The following is a 17,892-nucleotide window of genomic DNA, read 5'->3' on the forward strand; positions in this document are numbered from 1 at the left end:
AAGACCCCTTGAAGACGACGAGGTAGATAGGTTCGGGGTGGAAGCACAGCAATGTGTGGAGCTGACGAATACTAATCGGTCGAGGGCTTATCCTAATGATATTCAAGCAAGCTTTTCAACTTCGCATTCAGTTTTCAGGGTGCAACACCTTATGAAGCTGCCAAGTGCAGCGGATTAAGTGGCACTTCAGCACTTGGCGGTGCTGACCTGAATACAATAGGTTTGGTGACAATGGCAGAGGGGTTCCACGCGTACCCATCTCGAACACGACCGTTAAGCCCTCTTACGCCGATGGTACTTGGACCGCAGGGTCCTGGGAGAGTAGGAAGTTGCCAAGCCTGTCATATTCCCTGATAGCTCAGTTGGTAGAGCACTCGACTGTTAATCGAGTTGTCACAGGTTCGAGTCCTGTTCGGGGAGCCATTTGGAGAGATGTCCGAGTTTGGTCGAAGGAGCACGATTGGAAATCGTGTAGGCGCCACAAGCGTCTCGAGGGTTCGAATCCCTCTCTCTCCGCCAGTAAGGCCCGTTGGTCAAGGGGTTAAGACACCTCCCTTTCACGGAGGTAACAGGGGTTCGAATCCCCTACGGGTCACCACAATGGACACTTAGCTCAGCTGGGAGAGCACTATCTTGACAGGGTAGGGGTCAGCGGTTCGAACCCGTTAGTGTCCACCATTATCAATACCTCATTGTCGCGGGGTGGAGCAGTTCGGTAGCTCGTCGGGCTCATAACCCGAAGGTCGTAGGTTCAAATCCTGCCCCCGCAACCAAATAAAATGCATGGAGCTGTGGTGTAGAGGCCTAACATGCCTGCCTGTCACGCAGGAGACCGCGGGTTCGAATCCCGTCAGCTCCGCCATTTACATAACTTAGTAAGGCCCGTTGGTCAAGGGGTTAAGACACCTCCCTTTCACGGAGGTAACAGGGGTTCGAATCCCCTACGGGTCACCACTAAGAGCCATTAGCTCAGTTGGTAGAGCACCTGACTTTTAATCAGGGTGTCGAAGGTTCGAGTCCTTCATGGCTCACCAGTATTTTAAACAGACGCATATGCTTATATCTAAGGTATCTATAGTCGAGTTTCGACAGGTAGATACCTTATTTGCATACTGAATTTCATGTATGAAATGTGTTAATAGCTTCACAAATCGATTGGATTGTGAGAAAATGTCACTAGTCATATCATGAATGCTTTAGCGTCTAAGCTTATATTCGAATCATTTCGACAGAATAACTCTACATCTCCAATAGCGGAGCCCATAACTTAAATCGCACGAATATTGTGGTTAAGTCTTAGCTCCGACTCCTTCCTTAACAAGCTGAAGTAATTAAGTGACGGATCCTGTTTCCGTAGTATTTGGACAGACAACGCTTGTCCTGAGCACCATGCATCTACTTATTCTCATTCATAGAGACACTTCGGATATATAACTATAATAATATGAGTCATTGAATTAATTGCTAAACCTCCCTCAATTTCTACTTTGTAAATGATTGAATCTAAATGTCCAATTTTTTAAGATTTGATTTTTTGTGTGAATGGCTTATTATAGATACATACTAGATATATACTAGAAAAAGGAGTTTTGGTTGAAGGAGGTTAGTTGATGGAAAGTAAACCAAGCCGTGTCACATTTAGAAAGAGATTGGACGACATGGTTGCAACCCTGCGGGAAGATATCGTTACTGGCAAGAGAGAAGTGGGCGAATATTTACCTTCGGAGGTGTCGTTAGGCGAACAATTTCAGCTGAGTAAAAACTCGGTTCGCAAAGGGCTGGACATACTGGTAGCTGAAAATTTAATCCATAAAGTGCCGCGAGTAGGTAATCAAGTGTCGAAACCTGTAGAGGAAGGCTTGGTTACAATTCGATTTGGATATTATAAGAGCCTATTGGAAGAAGCTGCATTAGTCCGCTTATTGGCTGAGTTTCACAAGGAGTATCCGCATATTCGAGTAGAGATGGTGCCTGTACCATATGATGATTATTATGATACGGTGTCAGAGTATCTGAATCAAGATCTGCTCGATGTTGTATCCATCAATAATAATCACTTCCAGTCCTTTATCGATGAAGAAGAGAGCGGAGTCATGGAGCCGCTGGCTTGCAAGCCAGATCTTTATAGCTTTATTGCGAATGCATTTCAACATGATGATCTAATACTTGCTCGACCGCTCATTTTCTCCCCAGTTGTGCTTTGTTATAACCGCGATCACTTCGTAGAGAAAAATATTGCTGAACCAGATAGCAGCTGGCAGTGGAAGGATCTGATGGAGGTTGCAGCACAATTAACGGATGATCAGGGCAGATACGGCTTCTTTTTTCATCTGATATCAGACAATAGATGGCCGTTATTCTTGCTGCAGAGCGGAATGAACATGAAGCATGACGAGAATGGACAAGTGCATCTTTGCGATACAAAATTAATGGCGAGCATGGGCGTATGTCGTGATCTAGCATCGCAAAAAGGTATATTTCCAAACTTGCTGTCGGAAAAGGATGAGGACACCTTATATCTTTTTTCGCAAGGTAAGATCTCGATGATTATATCATCCTATTTTGGCTTGAATCATATTCGCAATATGGATTTTTCGTTTGATGTGGCGCCTGTACCTTATCTGCACGACTCCAAGACACTACTTCTCACCATTGGGTTATTTGTAAATCGGAGATCCAAAGTAAAGCATGCAGCCAATACATTTGTAGACTATATGACCTCTTATAAGTCCCAGCTTCTGATCCGTCAACAAACACTTAGCATACCAAGTGACAAGAAGGCCGCTGAATGGACTGGGCAAGAGGATGTAAAGTTTGCTCGGCCAAGCCGGTTTTATATGTATCGTGAAATTGTTCCAACCTTTCGCTTCTTTACTGAACTCCAGATGAAGACCAGAGAAATGGCGCTATTTCGTAATGAAATGAGGCTTTATTGGTCAGGTATGGAGGATGAAAGCTCGGTATGCGCTCGACTTGAACAGCTGTTGTCGAAATCTGTGTGACACTTAAACAAATCGATCTGAGGATAAGAGAATAGTAAGCGCTCGCAATGATAAGAATCTTTGCACCTACTCCAAGAGTAGGTGTGAGGGTTCTTATTTATTTTTTGAATGATGTGAAATTTTAGTTTCGATTCGAGAGTCTATAATCTGTCCGTATATGAGGAAGCATTGACATAACTTAGTAAAGTCACTAATATTATAACCAAACATATATACCAAATATATACTACAAAAACTACGGGATAAGGGGGTTGTATCCTAAAAGAGACAATATTAGACAGTATTAAGAACCAGATGTATTCTACAGAATTGGCACTGGTTAAGGGCATGATCTAGTATCACACTTTAATGAGATGAAGGAGTGGTCAATATCAATCGTATGATTCGAAAACCGATCGTTTGGTGTCTGACATTCATAATACCTTTATCCATTTTTCTGGCAAACGCAGGGAATGTAGAGGCTGGCACAGCTTCTCCTACATTCGGTCAGCCAGTGGATCTTGGTTCTCCAATTCAGCAGATTAGCATTTTTGACAGCGCATACAATCAGGTTGATGGCAAGGATTACTTGTATACCACTGTGAGTGGTAAGCCAGCGATGTTCAATGTGATCAACCTAAACACATATGAAATTGTACAATCATTACCGTTAACCGACAGCGAGCAAGTCTGGGTACATGAAGCGGACTCGTATGGAAACGTATACATCGGTTCGACTTCTAACTACCTATATCGCTATGATTCGGCTACCGGAGTCCTTGAAGAGCTGGGAATGCCTATTCCAGAGAAAGAGCAAATCTGGTCGATGACCATTGATGAAAAGGGCAATGTGTACGGAGGTACTTACCCGGGAGGAAAGGTTTTTAAATACGACCCAGTACTTAAGCAGTTTACTAATTTCGGCAGCGCAGTTGAGGGGCAGAAGTACGTTCGCTCTCTTGCTTATTATGACGGTTACGTATACGCGGGAACAGGCACAACTGGACACTTGATCAAGATCGATCCCAACGATGGCAGCAAGAAGGAGATACCGTTGAAGGAGCTGCCGGGAGTCACTGATTATCCATACGTTTATAATCTCGATGTGGCTGGACATTACTTGTTCACTCACCTATCAGGTGGTTCCATTAACAAGCTGATCGTATACGACCTCGTAAAGGGGCAATGGCTCGATGTGGTCATTGAAGGATTTAATGGGGTGCAAGTATCGCCGGAGATGAACAACAAGGTTTATTTTCTGCAGAATCAAAAGCTTGTCTCTTTCGATCTGACGACACATGAGATTGCTGACACTGGAATCAAGCAGACCATGTCGATGAAAGATGCAGGTTGGGTAGGATCCGACGCTCAGGGCAAGAAGCTAGCTAGTATTCAATACAATGGCATTGTCACAATGATGCAGCCAGATAAAGGCGTACGCGAGGAGCTGTACCCGATTGTCGAAGGTCAATCTGCTCCGCTGCACACCTTAGAGAAGGGGCCGGATGGAAACCTGTACATGAGCGCCTATCCTAGCGCAAACGGTGCTCGCTTTAATCCGATCACGAAAACAACTGAGCTGTTTTACATGGATCAAGCGGAGAGTATGGGGGTATTCGGAGATAAGCTGTATGTCGGAATCTATCCCAAGGCTCAGATCTATGAATTAGATCCTAGTAAGCCGCTAGTGAAAGACAGCAATCCCGTGTACAAGTTTAGTATCGGGGAAGGTCAAGATCGACCTTATGTAACGGCTACAGGAGAAGGTAAGGTATTTTTCGGTACTGTCCCACAATATGGTGAGCTTGGCGGAGCGTTGGTCATCTATGATCCTTTATCCGTCACTTCCGTTACATATGAACAACCTGCGACAGTAACTTCAGTTACATACTCGGTATATCGGAATGTCGTTCAGGACCAGAGCATCGTCGGTCTGGCTTACCGTGACGGCAAGGTGTATGGTTCAACCTCAATCCATGGCGGACTTGGAATTGATCCGTCAGCGACAGAAGCCAAGATGTTTGTCTGGGATCTAGCAAGTGGTACGAAGCTATTGGAGGCAACACCGAAGCTTAGCTCAGCTAGAAAAGCACCTACGATGATCAGCGGCTTGACTTTTGGTCCTGATGGACTGCTCTGGGCGGCAGCGGATGGCATCCTGTTTGCGGTAGATCCTGAAACATTAACTGTGGTGAAGGAAAAGGCCGTGTATCCGGATGTTCAAAATTATGGGATGTGGAAGCCTGTTCATCTACGGTGGGGTAATGACGGGCTGCTGTATACCGATCTAAACAGCAAGATTACGGTGTTAAATGTGAATACGATGGAGGTCGTATACTTCGGTCCTAGCACAGGATATATGACTTTAGGTGATGATGGCCATATCTATTACACCGAAGGCACTCGATTGAAAATGATACCTGTTCGAAGTTCTGGATCGGAAGTCAGCACGGATGTGAACGGCGATGGCGTGGTCAACCTGCTAGATGTCGTGATGGTGGCTCAGCATGTAGGTTCTCCGATTACGGAAACGTCGGCTTATCTGGATATCAATGGAGATGGAACGATTAACATAGCAGATGTAGGACTCGTTGCGATGACCATGATGGAAAGGTAAGTACTTTACGGATAAGGAGAGGGGATATCTCGAATGAAACGGATGCGATTCGCAATACCAGTGATGATGCTTTGTCTGATTCTGACGACAGTTGTCCCGTTAGGTGCATTCGCCGCTGAGCAAACGGAGGCAGCCTCCGGCAGCATCAACCTGCAGACGGAGACGCAGACTGTTGTGAAAGGCAGCGAGGTGAAGGTTAAGGTTGCAGTTCGGAATGTAACCGACTTGTATGGCATTCAATTCCGAGTAAAGTATGACTCTTCGAAGCTGAAGCTGGAGGAAGCCAAAGTGCTTGGAGGCTACAGCGACTTTGGCGGTCAGAAGCTTGACGAAGCGAAGGGAACGGTATTGCTGCCGCTGCTAAGAGAGCAAATGTCTGACAATAAGAGTCATCCATACCTTGAGGTTGCAGAGCTGCGCTTTACAGCGAAAGAAGCTGGCGAAGCTAGTGTGGTTATAGAACAACTTAAGGCAGTTTCGAGCGAAACCTATATCAATGAAGCTGGATTGAAAGATCTAAAAGAAATCTCGTTGACCAATCAAGGCGGCTTAATGATTAAGGTCATAAGAATCTACCCGGAAGCGCCGAATGTATCAACTCCTGAACCGACAAGCTTGCTTCAGCAAGCGAAGCAGCTTCTGAAGGAGCGCAATACGAAGGAAGCCTATGACATTATGATCAAGCAGCTTTCTAAAGGAATGAAAGGTCTTTCCGCAGATGAGCTAGCGCAATGGCAGGAAGTAGGTCAACAGCTGCTACAGCAGCTTCAAGAGAGCATTACACTGACAGAGGATGCATCCATTCCAGCTAAGATGATGGTTGATGAGTCCTTGAAGACGGCGTTGGACTCGATAACTGAACTTATCAAGCTCGCTAAGGAAAATGATCTCAGGCTCTCGACGGATAAAACATTCCGTATGCAGCTTACCCAGAACGGCTCGGATGCTATGAAGGCGCTGCAGCTAACACCTAGTCAAGCTCAATTGCTGAAGCAGCACGATATGTCTCTCATCGTGCAATGGATTCTAGGCGATACTGCCTCATCTCAACAAGTGCAGAATCATAAGCTGGGCATTTATAAGTGGAATGAAAAAACCTCTGAATGGCGTTATGTTCGTGAAGCCAAACAGACGAAAGAGATGTTTGAGCTTAAGCTGGGTGATCCAGGCCTATACATGCTGATGGAGTATACAGTGGATTACATCGACATCGATAAATGCTCTGCAGAAGCGAAGCATGCGATTGAAGCGTTAACTGCGAAGCAATTGATGAAGGGGACAGGAGATCGAGTCTTCTCTCCAGACAGAGAGATCACACGTGCTGAATTTACCGCATTGCTCGTGCGTGTATTGAACATGGATGCTTCAGCTGCAGGTACAGGTGGCTTTATCGATGTAGATCCCAAAGCATGGTACGCAGCAGAAGTACATGCCGCTTGGAAAGCAGGAATCATCAAAGGGGACGGAAGCCGCTTCAATCCGAATGCGAAGCTTACGCGAGAGCAAATGGCCGTTATGTTGATGAATGCAAGTGAGTCAACAGAGAAAACAAGCGCTCTTCCAGCATCAGGTTTTCAGGATGATCACGACATCAGTGTATGGGCGAAGGAGGGGGTTAACTGGGCGAAAGAGAAAGGTCTGATCAAGGGAGTAGGAAATAATTTCTTCATGCCGAAGGCTAATACTTCACGTGCAGACGCCGCAATATTGCTGCTGCGTTGGCTTGATCAAAGTTAAGGGGGAAGTCTATTGAAAAAGTTGCAGCAAAGCTCAATGTTGGTCCTTGCTATTATGCTCATGATGACGATGGTATTCACGAGTGTTGGGGTTTCAACGGCAAATGCAGCTGGGGGAGCTATGCAAACGGTAGAGCTCGATATTCGTAATGCTGGGTTTGAAGAAGATCTGGTTGGCACCGACATACCGGGCTGGAAGCCTTGGTGGAAGCCTTATGAGAATGCGTACTATGAAGTGACTACAGAGCGCGCTTATTCAGGGACACACAGTGTGAAGTTTACAGACACATCTACTACACAAGGAGCTATTCTTCAAAGCGATCCGCTGCCTGTAACACCAGGAGTTGAATACACAGCTTCAGCCATGATGTATTTGGAAGATCCAACGGTTGCGGCATCGTTTTTGCTTCGATTCTATGATGAAAATGACAAGCAAGTAGGAGAGTCGCTATTTCATTATCGAAATCCAAAGGGAGAATGGTTCAAAGCAGAAGTAAAAGGGGTTGCTCCTGCAAATGCAAAGTATGCGTCGGTATTCCCTTCATTAAGTAACTTTTTCACAGCAGTAGCTTATTACGATGATTTTAAAGTGACCTATCAACAGGAAGGCATGTCACTAGCTTTGCAAGCTCCGACTTATGCCGTTCAAGGACAGTCCTTGACTGTAAAGCTGGCTGTTGATCAAGCTAAAGATCTGTATGCAGCCGATATGATATTAGGCTATGATCCAGCTGCATTAGAAGTAAGTCAGGTAGAACTGGATGCTGACTTTCTGAATGGACACGAGGGCTTTCTAACATGGCAGGATCAGGGCGGGAAGCTAAGGATTGTAGCTTCTCAACTACAGGATCATTCGGTAAGCGGCAATAAGGCTGTCGTGAAGGTGACCTTCAAGGTGCTGAGCAATAGCGGCAATACAACGCTCGCTATTCATAGCGGATCGACAATTGCTTCTTCTAAAGCGGCAACAGATGCAGATCTTATCAGATTGACAAGTGATGTCAAAGCTCGTGTTAGCATCATGCAGGATGAGGCAGATTTGAACCGCGACGGTGTGGTCAATCTAGCCGATCTGGTGTTGATCAGCAAGAACATTGATCGAGCGCTTGATAGTTCCATTCAGCATTATGATCTCAATGGCGACGGCAAGATTGATATCACTGATGTCGGTCTGGTGGCCCTCAAAGTTATGAAAAACTGATGTTCATGCCAGGAGTGAATGAAGTCAGGAAACCCTTTTTGAGGAGGAGTATGATGCATAAGAAGTTGAAGAAATGGATGGTCTTATCGCTCGCATTCTGTTTAATCTCTTCAATGGCGTTATCTTTCGCTGCACCAGCCGGAGCGGCAAGTGACGAGTCTGTGATCTTTCAGGGTAGAGCATATGGACAACCAATCGATATGGGTGTTCCTATATCCAGAGTAGCTATAAGTGATGCGGTCATCGGTAAAGAAGATGGGATCGATGTAGCATATACGACTGCCAATGCGGATACGGCTATATTTAATGTCGTGGATATTAAAAATAACAAGCTGCTTCGTTCATTTCCACTGACCGGTACGCAGCAGAGCTGGAGACATGTGATAGCGCCTGACGGAACCGTATATATTGGCGGGATCACAACTAGCGGTCAAACTAAGGGAGACCTATGGAGCTACTCGCCTGTAACCAAGACGGTTCAGAATCTAGGTGAAGCGATCAAAGGGGAAAAGTCGATCTGGACGTTGACGACGGATGAGAAGGGAAATGTATACGGCGGAACGTTCCAGAACGGTAAAGTATTTAAGTATGATCCCGTGACCAAGAAATTCCATGATTATGGCAGCATGATAGCTGGACAGGAATACGTTCGCTCAATTGCCTATTATAAAGGTTATGTTTATGCAGGAATTGGGACTAAGGGCGATGTTGTTCGCCTGGACGTGAATACCGGAGATAAGCAAGTCATTTCACAGGATGTTGCAGGTATCCTAGGCGTTGCGGAAAAAGATGTTCCATTCGCCTATGACATGGCTGTTGTTGATGATTTGCTCGTCGTAAAGTTCGGCGATCCGCTGATGACACTGCTGTTCTATGATCTGGAAGCGAAGCAATGGCTGCCGCATAAGATTGGCAAGACAATTAACGGTGTTACAGGTGCAGGAGTGTTCTCCTTCAACCAATTGGTGACGCACAATAATAAGCTCTATATACCAGCTAATGGCACCGTCACGGAAGTGGATCTGGAAACCTTCGAAGCCAGAATGACGAATATGAAGTTTGGCTCTTCATTTAGAGGAGCGGGGTGGGTCGAGCCGAAGGACTCAAGTGCCGGAGGACCAACCTTCGTTACAATGAAAGCCAATGGCGAGCTTAGTTTCTTCAATCTGGAGAACGAGACGCGCACCGATTATCCATCTGTGCTGGTCGGACAGCCGAATCCAATTCATAACATTGAAAAAGGCCTAGATGGCAATCTCTATATGTCTGGTTATCCTGGCGGCATGGGTGCCAAGTTTGATCCACGTACGTTACAGAACACAGCCTTTACGTTGGAGCAAGCTGAAGGCATAATCGCCTACGAAAATGATATGTACTTTGGCACCTATCCAGGTGGTCATGTGTATAAGGTCAACACGACGCTTCCAGCACCGCAGGTAGAAAAGGTATTTCAGATCGGAGAGCAGCAGGACCGACCTTACATTATGAAGGTGATGGAAGATAAGCTGATGATCGGCACGATCCCGGATTATGGGCAGCTGGGCGGCGCGCTTACGATCTACGATCCCGCAACAGGAAAACATGAGGTATTCCGCAACATCGTAAAGGATCAGAGTATTGTTGGTTTGGCATATAAAGACGGATTGATATACGGATCAACGACTGTACATGGCGGGCTAGGAATAACGCCAACGGAAAGATCCGCCAAAATGTTCGTGTGGGATGTGAACAAGAAGCAAAAGGTGGCTGAGTTCACCCTGGACATTCCAGGACTCAGCAATCCGCCGATGATTAGCGGCTTGTCCATCGGACCAGACGGCAACGTATGGGGCGGAGTAAACGGCATCGTGTTCAAGCTTGATCCGAAAACCTATGAGGTAATTGATTATAAGAATATTTACCCTGACATCAATAACTATGGCATGTGGCGACCATATCATCCTCATTGGGGCAAGGACGGCCTGCTGTACTTCGATCTTGCTGACCGCATAACGGTCATTAACCCTAAGACGATGGAGCATGTTCGTCTAGTAGAGAACAGCATAGAAGTGAAGTTTATGACGCTCGCGGAAGATGCAAATGGCAATGAAAACATATATTACGCCGATGCGAGCAACATGGGCAATCTGATGATGATTCCAATATCGGATGTGGAGTATGAACACGCAGGTAAATTGAATATATCAGCGCCTGCTTCCACTACTAAAGACGAGGTCATTTCTGTTGGACTTCATGTTGAACAAGGCACCAATCTATATGCCTTCAAAGCAAAAGTGCTCTACGATCCGGAGAAATGGAAAGTAGTTGATGTGAAAGCATCAGCCGGGTGGAATGACGGTTTCCTGACTTGGGAGGATGAAGCGGGCGTCGTTACAATCGTGGCATCACAATTGAAGGAGAGCAGCATCAACGGTAATGTTCAGGCAGCAGAAATTCTGCTTCAGCCGAAAGTGGAAGCAGGAGAATCCGTATTTACGCTGAAGAAGGAGTCCGAAACAATCGCAATCGATGGGGATGTAACAGGACGAATTTATAAGCTTAATGAGGATCGAACTGCAGCGGTATCTATCGGAGCACCGCGGATTCCAGAGGATATTAACGGGGACAGCAAGGTCGATCTGCTTGACTTGATGCTGATTGCGAAGCAGGTTGGTCTTGAGCTTACAAGCAGCAATCGCCATATGGACTTGAACGGAGATCAGCGTATCGATGTTGCCGACATGGCGCTTGTTGGACTCAAGCTCATGAATAAATGATGGTTTTACCAAATGTAATTCATACATCAAACTATGAGAGACGAAAGGGATGGTCTTGCAATGGCAAAGAAGTCTAGTATGTTATTAGTTTCCTTAATGTTAGTATTCAGTACTCTGCTTTCCGCTTGCGGCGGCTCTGGTGATGCACCAAAGTCGGAGTCACAGCCTCCTGCTGCAACTGATTCGAAGGGCACAACGGATGAAGGCTCCAAGGACAAGAAGCTTTCAGGTGAGATCACGGTATGGGTACATCCTTATGTAAGTGAAGATAAGAAAGATCAGATGAATCAAGTTTGGGACGGAATTATCGCATCCTACAATAAGAAGTATCCTGATGTGAAGGTTAATATGGAAGAGATTCCTTGGGCAAACCGGGAACAAAAGATATTAACTGCACTGGCGGCGAATAATGGTCCGGATGTATTCTATCAGATCTCCGACCAGATTCCTCAATTCGCGAGCAAAGGTGTACTTGAGCCTTTCGGCAAATATCTCGATGACGCTGACATGCAAGATTTCACAGCGGGAGCATTGTCTGCTGGTCAATACAATGGTGAACAGTATGCACTCCCAGTGCTGCAAGAATCACAAACGTTGATCTACAACACGGACATCATTAAAGCTATCGGCGAAGACCCTAACAAGCTGCCTACTACTTGGGAAGAGTTTAATGTCTGGGCAGAGAAAGCTGCGGCTAAGGGCTATTACGCTCGTGACTTTGGCGGCGGTAATGCTTGCTGTAACGCGACCTTGTATCCGATCCTTTGGCAGCAAGGCGGAGATGTTTTGGATAAAGACGGAAACATCATCTTGAACAACGCTGAAGGTGTTGCGACATTCCAGTTGATTAAAGATATGTATGACAAGAACTGGATCCCGAAAGATTCGATTTCCAATGCGGATCAATTCCCTGAATACTTGGCAGGCAAGATGATGGCGATCTGGGGCTCAGGATATTCCATCAACGTGTTGAAGGAGCAGAACCAGAATTATGTGATCGGCACACCGCTGAAGGGTAAAGAGTTGTCCAGCTTCGGTACTGTCGGATTGTTTACAGTACCATCGAACAGCAAGAACAAAGAAGCAGCAATCGAGTTTGTTAAGGAAATAACATCAACTGAAGGCCAAAAGGAATTTAACAAGCTGACGAACTATATTCCAACTCGCAAATCTGCAACAGATATCTATGACGGCAATGAAGAGATGAAGAAGTTTGTTGAAATAACTGAGTATACAAAGCCTGGTGTTACGAGCCCAGTAGCTCGTACTATTATGCCAAGAATTCAAGCTGAAATCTCTGCTATGCTTGAAGGCACAAAGACACCGCAGGCTGCTGCTGACGATGCTGTGAAGTCCATTGAAGATGAAATGAAGAAGTAACTGAGCTTTACTTACTGCACGTAATAAGGTAAAGGATTCATCGCTATTCCCATAGCATGAATCCTTCTTATTACGATACTAACTGAATCGTAGGTGATTATTCTGAATAACTCGAGTCTGCAACTCTCAGCTGCTACTAATCGTTCCAACAGGCTCAGCCATCGTATTTTCAGTGAATTTAAACGCAATGCTTTCATTTATGTATTTCTCATTCCGATCTTGATTCACTTTGTCGTGTTTCAGCTATTTCCGCTTGCATTCAGTTTTGTATTAACCTTTATGGACTGGCCTCTCATTGGAACTCCTAAGTTCATAGGTTTAGATAACTGGCAATATTTCTTGACCGATAAGCTGGCGTGGAAATCAATCTGGAATACGTTTATGTTTTCCGTTTACTATATTATTCCTACCATGGCACTTGGATTAGGTCTTGCATTATTAGTCAATTCCGGTGTGAAAGGAGCAGGGTTCTTTAAAGGGCTCTACTTCCTTCCAGTAGTTACATCGTTCGTTATTATATCTGGAATCTGGTCTTGGATGTTTAAAGGGACTGAATACGGAGTCATTAACTATTTTCTTAGTTTCTTTGGAGTAGATACGCAGCTGTTCTTCTCGAACTCCAAGCAAGCGCTGCCGTTAATGGCCGGTTTGAGTATCTTTAAAGTGTGCGGAAATACGATGGTCTACTACTATGCAGGCCTCAGATCCATTCCATCACATCTGTATGAAGCTGCTAAGATCGATGGAGCATCAACCTGGACGACTTTCTGGAAGGTAACTTTCCCACTCCTCCTTCCAATCCATTTCTATGTGGGAATTATGACAACGATCGGCGCGTTCCAAGTATTTGACTCTGCCTTCTTGATTACGAACGGCGGACCGAACTATGCGACAAGCACGATTGTGTACTATCTGTATGAGCAGGGCTTCACAGGATTGAGATTCGGTTATGCCAGCGTGTTGGCCTATGCCTTATTCTTCATTATATTAGTAATTTCCCTGATACAGAAAAAGTACCTCAACAAAGAGGTTACCTATTAGAGCCACCTAGAAAGGAGGAGGAACATTGAGACTCTCCGTGCCGAAGCGTATTTTACTTTATTCATTGCTCATTGCATTTGGTATCGTTCTATTCTTCCCATTTGCAATGATGATCTTGGGGTCTTTCCAGAAGGTAGAGGTCGCGTTGGCAGATCCGCTGTTCTGGATCCCGACCGAGCCTACACTATATAACTATGAGCGAATTATTGGGAGAAGCTCCTTTATAACATGGATTAAAAACTCATTGATTATGACCATAGTACCTGTCGTCTCTCAGATCATCTTGTGCTCTGTCTTGGGATATATCTTTGGTAAAAAGAAATTTCCAGGCAGTGAGTTTTTGTTCTGGATGATGATGGCCGTTGTCATGGTGCCTAGTCAATTGCTCATCATTCCAAAATATATCATGTTTAGTGAATTTGGCTGGATTAACACATACGCTGCAATCATTGTGCCTGAGTTGTGGGCGATTATGGGGGTATTCCTCATACGGCAGTTTATGATGACCATTCCGAAGGAACTGGAAGAAGCAGCCTATATTGACGGTGCAAATGACTTTAGGATCTTCTTCCAAATTATGCTGCCGCTTGCTATGCCTGCGGTTGCGACAATCGGAACCTTTGCTTTTATAACCGGTTGGAACGATCTCTTTACACCGCTCATCTTTATGACATCTGAGAAGATGTTCCCGATTACTGTCGGTCTTGCATCAACCTTGACGAAGGAAGGAAACTTTGGTATTGAGATGGCAGGAGCTGCTCTATCGTTTATCCCAACCTTCTTAATCTTTATCTTCTTCCAAAGATACTTTACTGAAGGTATTGCCATGTCGGGTATTAAATCCTAATATAGCCGATAGGAAGGGGATCGCGTCTTGAAGACATTAGTGGCAGTAGAGGGAATTGCGCAAACAATAGACGCGGCTGAACCGATGCTGAAAGAGCAGCATGTGTTGGTCGAAACGGTGTATTCCGCCATTAGTGCAGGCACTGAGATGACTCTTCAGAAAAATGCAGGTGCTGAGCCCCTTGCGCTAGGTTATAGCGCGGCAGGTATTGTAAGAGAGGTTGGAGCGGGAGTAAGTCATGTTCATGTCGGACAACGGGTGGCTTGTTATGGAGCGCCATTTGTCAAGCATGCGGAATACTTGGTTGTTCCTAAGCATCTCATAACGCCGATACCTGATCATGTGGACCTGCGTGAAGCTGCCTTCGTCGGGCTTGGGGCTATTGCTATTCATGCCCTTCGTCAGTCTCATATGCAATTCGGTGAAAAGGTAGTTGTAGTGGGGCTCGGCATACTAGGTAATATCATCTGCCAGATTGCTAACGCGGCTGCCTATCATACATTTGGAATTGATCTGCTGCCTGAGCGCTGTACGAAATTGAAGGAGCTAGGTATCGAAGAGGCTTATTGCTCAACGAAAGAGTTAGAGGCAGCGATAGGCAAGGAAGGAGCGGATACTGTCATCATATGTGCAGGAGGTCACGCTCCAGGCTTAATCGATTCTGCCTTAGGATGGCTGCGTGATCGCGGCAAGATCATAATCGTTGGCGACATTAAGCCGGAATTCGATCGGGAAGCGATGTTCAGTAAGGAAGCGGAGGTGCTGATCTCTCGTGCCGGGGGTCCTGGTCGTTATGACCACCAGTATGAGGTGAACGGCCACGATTATCCTATCGGATATGTTCGTTGGACAGAAGGACGCAACGTTGCCGAATTTATTCGCTTGCTGGAACGTGACCTGGTGCAGATCGAGCCGCTAATCTCGTCTGTATTTCCGATTGATCGAGCTTCGGAAGCTTACGAATTATTAGCCTCGGCTCCTGAGAAGACGATTGGTGTCTTAGTAGACTTCAAGAGCGCTTAGACTTTATCGGAATGCATCAACATGCAGCGATGAGCTGTGCGGATATAAACATTTTTCAAAGGGGCTATCTCTTTAGTTGATTCTGACTACGGAGACAGCCTCTCCATGTTTGCTGTTGGAAAGGTTCAGGTGCATCTTAGAGCTTCAGTTCATGGTTACAGCCAGCTGCAGCTACTCCAGGGGAGGATATCCATGAAGAAGATATGTTTATGTCTGATGTTCACGCTTATGGTGCTAACCGTCGGATGCGGTCGTTCTCCATCTGCACAAGAAATCGAGCTAGAGGACATGCACAATGGGATACTGCTTATCTATAACAATCAAACACAGGATGAACAATTGCATAAAGCTGTTCTTCAAGCGGCTAACCAGAGTAACACGAACGTTGTTCTCTTAAATCTCGATGAAGCGGATGACCAAGCAAGTATTGCGAAGTATGTGACTGATCATGAAGAGGAGATTCAGACCTATAAGGAGATTCGGGAACTGGAAGCGGGCTTGAAGCGTGTACGCGTTAATTCGGAACAGACTAGTTCAGAGGCGGATGCAGCTAGAAATGAAGTCATGATGGACTACAAGTTTGCGCTCAACATCATCAAATCTCCTGAACTGCATCCTGAGGATATAGCGGAATTGCAGCGAATTATTATTTCGTTAGCCGAACGGCAGGAATTGAATAAGGATGAGCTGCTAAGGTTGCTTGAGCTTCAGCGAAAGGCGAGAATATCTGTACCGCTCTATAACGAAACCGATGGCGATCATGAAGCGGCTAATCTGCCGATCCTTAAGATCGTATATAACGATAATGTGATGAAGAGTGTTCGCTTCGGCCAAGAACCTATACCTGCTGAAGTACGGCATGATGAGGAGCAATTGCAGCAATATTTGAATGAGCATGCGTGGTTGAACAAGTTCAATGAAGACATCGATATGAGCGCGATCGAATCAATAGATGAAAAGCTGAAACGTAAAGAGAGCTTCGTCTTGCTGCTCTACGGCGATACTTGCCCGCACTGTCATAAACTAATGCCTTACCTGGATCAATATGAAGCGGACAAAGGCTATAAAACCATTCGCCTAAATATGTACCTGGAGAAAAATGCGATGTTTTATGCTAAGCTGGTTGCTGATCATCAATTTCCGGAATTAAAATGGTACCCGACATTGGTAGCTGTTGAGAAGGGTCAAGCGGTAAAGGCCACCAATCCTTACGATTATGGCAAGACCGATGCCGCATCTCCGCTCGGCTATCAAATTGACGAAGCGATAATTCTCGATCTATTGAAGCAGTATGCAGAATAATACTACAGAGTACAAGGTTGCCCTAATGCAGAAAGTCTGCAGAAGGACAACCTTTTTGCGTTTCAGACGGAATTGTTCTATGCAAATAGGTGTTATTGAACCTGTTCTTCACTCCATTTCCATAAACGCGCTGCCAGCTCGGCATTTTGGGCACGGGAGGATACTTTAGCTCGTTTGCAATTTACGTAATAACCGCCAGTCTCTTGCGACACCTCTGGACTAGAAGCCAAATATATAGCAGACTGGGCCCCTTGAAGCGGGGTTCGAAAGAATGGCTTCAACAGCTTATGTACGGCCTTGCCAAAGCCCGTATCGCGATCGACGCCGATATTGGTTGCGACTGCTCCTGGATGAAGCGAATTTACCGTAACGGAGGTATGCTGTAATCTTCTAGCAAGCTCTTGTGTAAACAGAATATTAGCTAGTTTGGACTGAGCATAGCCTTTGGCCGGGTTATAGCGTTTCTCCAGATTTATATTTTCAAAATGAATGTTGCCTACCTTATGAGCTCCTGAGGACACATTCACGATCCTGCCTTGCGGTGCGTTGGTCAGAAGGTCAAGCAGCAAGCTGGTCAGCAAAAAGTGACCTAGATGGTTCACTCCGATCTGCGATTCATAACCATCAGCGGTTAATTCACGTTTAATGGCGACCACACCAGCGTTGTTGATCAGGACGTCCAGACGATTGTATTGTTCACGAAATGCTGAAGCGAATTGACGAATGCTCTTGATCGATGCGAGGTCACATGTCATCAGATGGATCTCCGTGCTGCGGCTCTCCGCTATTGCTCGCTGCAATGCCTCTTCACCGCGACTTTTGTTGCGGCAGGCCATCACGACGTGTGCGCCTTTCTTAGCCAGCTCTATCGTTGTCGCTAACCCCATTCCAGAATTGGCACCTGTGATAAGTACAATCTTTCCGCTCATACTGCTCATTATGATTCCTCCATTTCTTGAACCTGTAATGGATTGTGCAGTAAAGATGATCGTTTAATCTGGTTGTATC

General features: G+C 45.6%; 11 protein-coding genes, 8 tRNA genes and 2 rRNA genes. 20 read left to right on the forward strand and 1 reads right to left on the reverse strand.

Annotated elements, in window-relative coordinates; genetic code table 11:
- The 20 genes from ACXX53_RS22815 to ACXX53_RS22910 form a co-directional block, all read left to right on the forward strand.
- Positions 1 to 95, forward strand: a 23S ribosomal RNA gene (locus ACXX53_RS22815); the annotation flags it as partial.
- A 126-nt stretch (positions 96 to 221) separates the two neighbouring features.
- Positions 222 to 338: ribosomal RNA gene (rrf, locus tag ACXX53_RS22820) — 5S ribosomal RNA — on the forward strand.
- Between the two features lie 9 nt (positions 339 to 347).
- Positions 348 to 423: transfer RNA gene (locus tag ACXX53_RS22825), tRNA-Asn, on the forward strand.
- A gap of 3 nt (positions 424 to 426) precedes the next feature.
- A tRNA-Ser gene (locus ACXX53_RS22830) sits at positions 427 to 519 on the forward strand.
- Between the two features lie 4 nt (positions 520 to 523).
- Positions 524 to 598: transfer RNA gene (locus ACXX53_RS22835), tRNA-Glu, on the forward strand.
- 4 nt (positions 599 to 602) lie between these two features.
- A tRNA-Val gene (locus tag ACXX53_RS22840) sits at positions 603 to 678 on the forward strand.
- An 18-nt stretch (positions 679 to 696) separates the two neighbouring features.
- Positions 697 to 773, forward strand: a tRNA-Met gene (locus ACXX53_RS22845).
- A 12-nt stretch (positions 774 to 785) separates the two neighbouring features.
- Positions 786 to 862 (forward strand) — tRNA-Asp (locus ACXX53_RS22850).
- A 17-nt stretch (positions 863 to 879) separates the two neighbouring features.
- Positions 880 to 954 (forward strand) — tRNA-Glu (locus ACXX53_RS22855).
- Positions 955 to 958: 4 nt separating this feature from the next.
- A tRNA-Lys gene (locus ACXX53_RS22860) sits at positions 959 to 1,034 on the forward strand.
- Positions 1,035 to 1,610: 576 nt separating this feature from the next.
- Complete coding sequence (locus ACXX53_RS22865; RefSeq protein ID WP_458570999.1) at positions 1,611 to 3,002, forward strand: extracellular solute-binding protein; 1,392 nt, start codon at positions 1,611 to 1,613, stop codon at positions 3,000 to 3,002.
- A gap of 361 nt (positions 3,003 to 3,363) precedes the next feature.
- Positions 3,364 to 5,598 (forward strand): dockerin type I domain-containing protein, encoded by a 2,235-nt coding sequence (locus ACXX53_RS22870; protein ID WP_458571000.1) that lies wholly within the window; start codon positions 3,364 to 3,366, stop codon positions 5,596 to 5,598.
- Between the two features lie 33 nt (positions 5,599 to 5,631).
- The gene (locus ACXX53_RS22875; protein WP_458571001.1) at positions 5,632 to 7,335 is read left to right on the forward strand and encodes an S-layer homology domain-containing protein; all 1,704 of its coding nucleotides are present in this window, start codon (positions 5,632 to 5,634) and stop codon (positions 7,333 to 7,335) included.
- A 12-nt stretch (positions 7,336 to 7,347) separates the two neighbouring features.
- Positions 7,348 to 8,535 (forward strand): cohesin domain-containing protein, encoded by a 1,188-nt coding sequence (locus ACXX53_RS22880; RefSeq protein ID WP_458571002.1) that lies wholly within the window; start codon positions 7,348 to 7,350, stop codon positions 8,533 to 8,535.
- A gap of 53 nt (positions 8,536 to 8,588) precedes the next feature.
- Entirely contained in the window at positions 8,589 to 11,291 is a 2,703-nt protein-coding gene (locus ACXX53_RS22885; RefSeq protein WP_458571003.1) for a dockerin type I domain-containing protein, read from the forward strand.
- 60 nt (positions 11,292 to 11,351) lie between these two features.
- Positions 11,352 to 12,671, forward strand: coding sequence for a sugar ABC transporter substrate-binding protein (locus ACXX53_RS22890; protein WP_458571004.1), 1,320 nt, complete (start codon positions 11,352 to 11,354; stop codon positions 12,669 to 12,671).
- Between the two features lie 96 nt (positions 12,672 to 12,767).
- Positions 12,768 to 13,712: a carbohydrate ABC transporter permease gene (locus ACXX53_RS22895; protein WP_458571014.1), complete on the forward strand. Its 945-nt coding sequence runs from the start codon at positions 12,768 to 12,770 to the stop codon at positions 13,710 to 13,712.
- A 25-nt stretch (positions 13,713 to 13,737) separates the two neighbouring features.
- On the forward strand, positions 13,738 to 14,559 hold the full coding sequence (locus tag ACXX53_RS22900; protein WP_458571005.1) for a carbohydrate ABC transporter permease: 822 nt from the start codon (positions 13,738 to 13,740) through the stop codon (positions 14,557 to 14,559).
- Positions 14,560 to 14,586: 27 nt separating this feature from the next.
- A complete protein-coding gene (locus ACXX53_RS22905; protein ID WP_458571006.1) occupies positions 14,587 to 15,582 on the forward strand; it encodes a zinc-dependent alcohol dehydrogenase in 996 nt (331 codons plus the stop codon).
- A gap of 192 nt (positions 15,583 to 15,774) precedes the next feature.
- Complete coding sequence (locus ACXX53_RS22910; RefSeq protein WP_458571007.1) at positions 15,775 to 16,884, forward strand: hypothetical protein; 1,110 nt, start codon at positions 15,775 to 15,777, stop codon at positions 16,882 to 16,884.
- 92 nt (positions 16,885 to 16,976) lie between these two features.
- Here the strand turns inward: ACXX53_RS22910 and ACXX53_RS22915 are convergent, their stop codons facing one another.
- On the reverse strand, positions 16,977 to 17,813 hold the full coding sequence (locus ACXX53_RS22915) for an SDR family oxidoreductase (RefSeq protein WP_458571015.1): 837 nt from the start codon (positions 17,811 to 17,813) through the stop codon (positions 16,977 to 16,979).
- Positions 17,814 to 17,892 lie beyond the last annotated feature (79 nt).

It is taken from the genome of Paenibacillus marinisediminis (genome assembly GCF_054343325.1).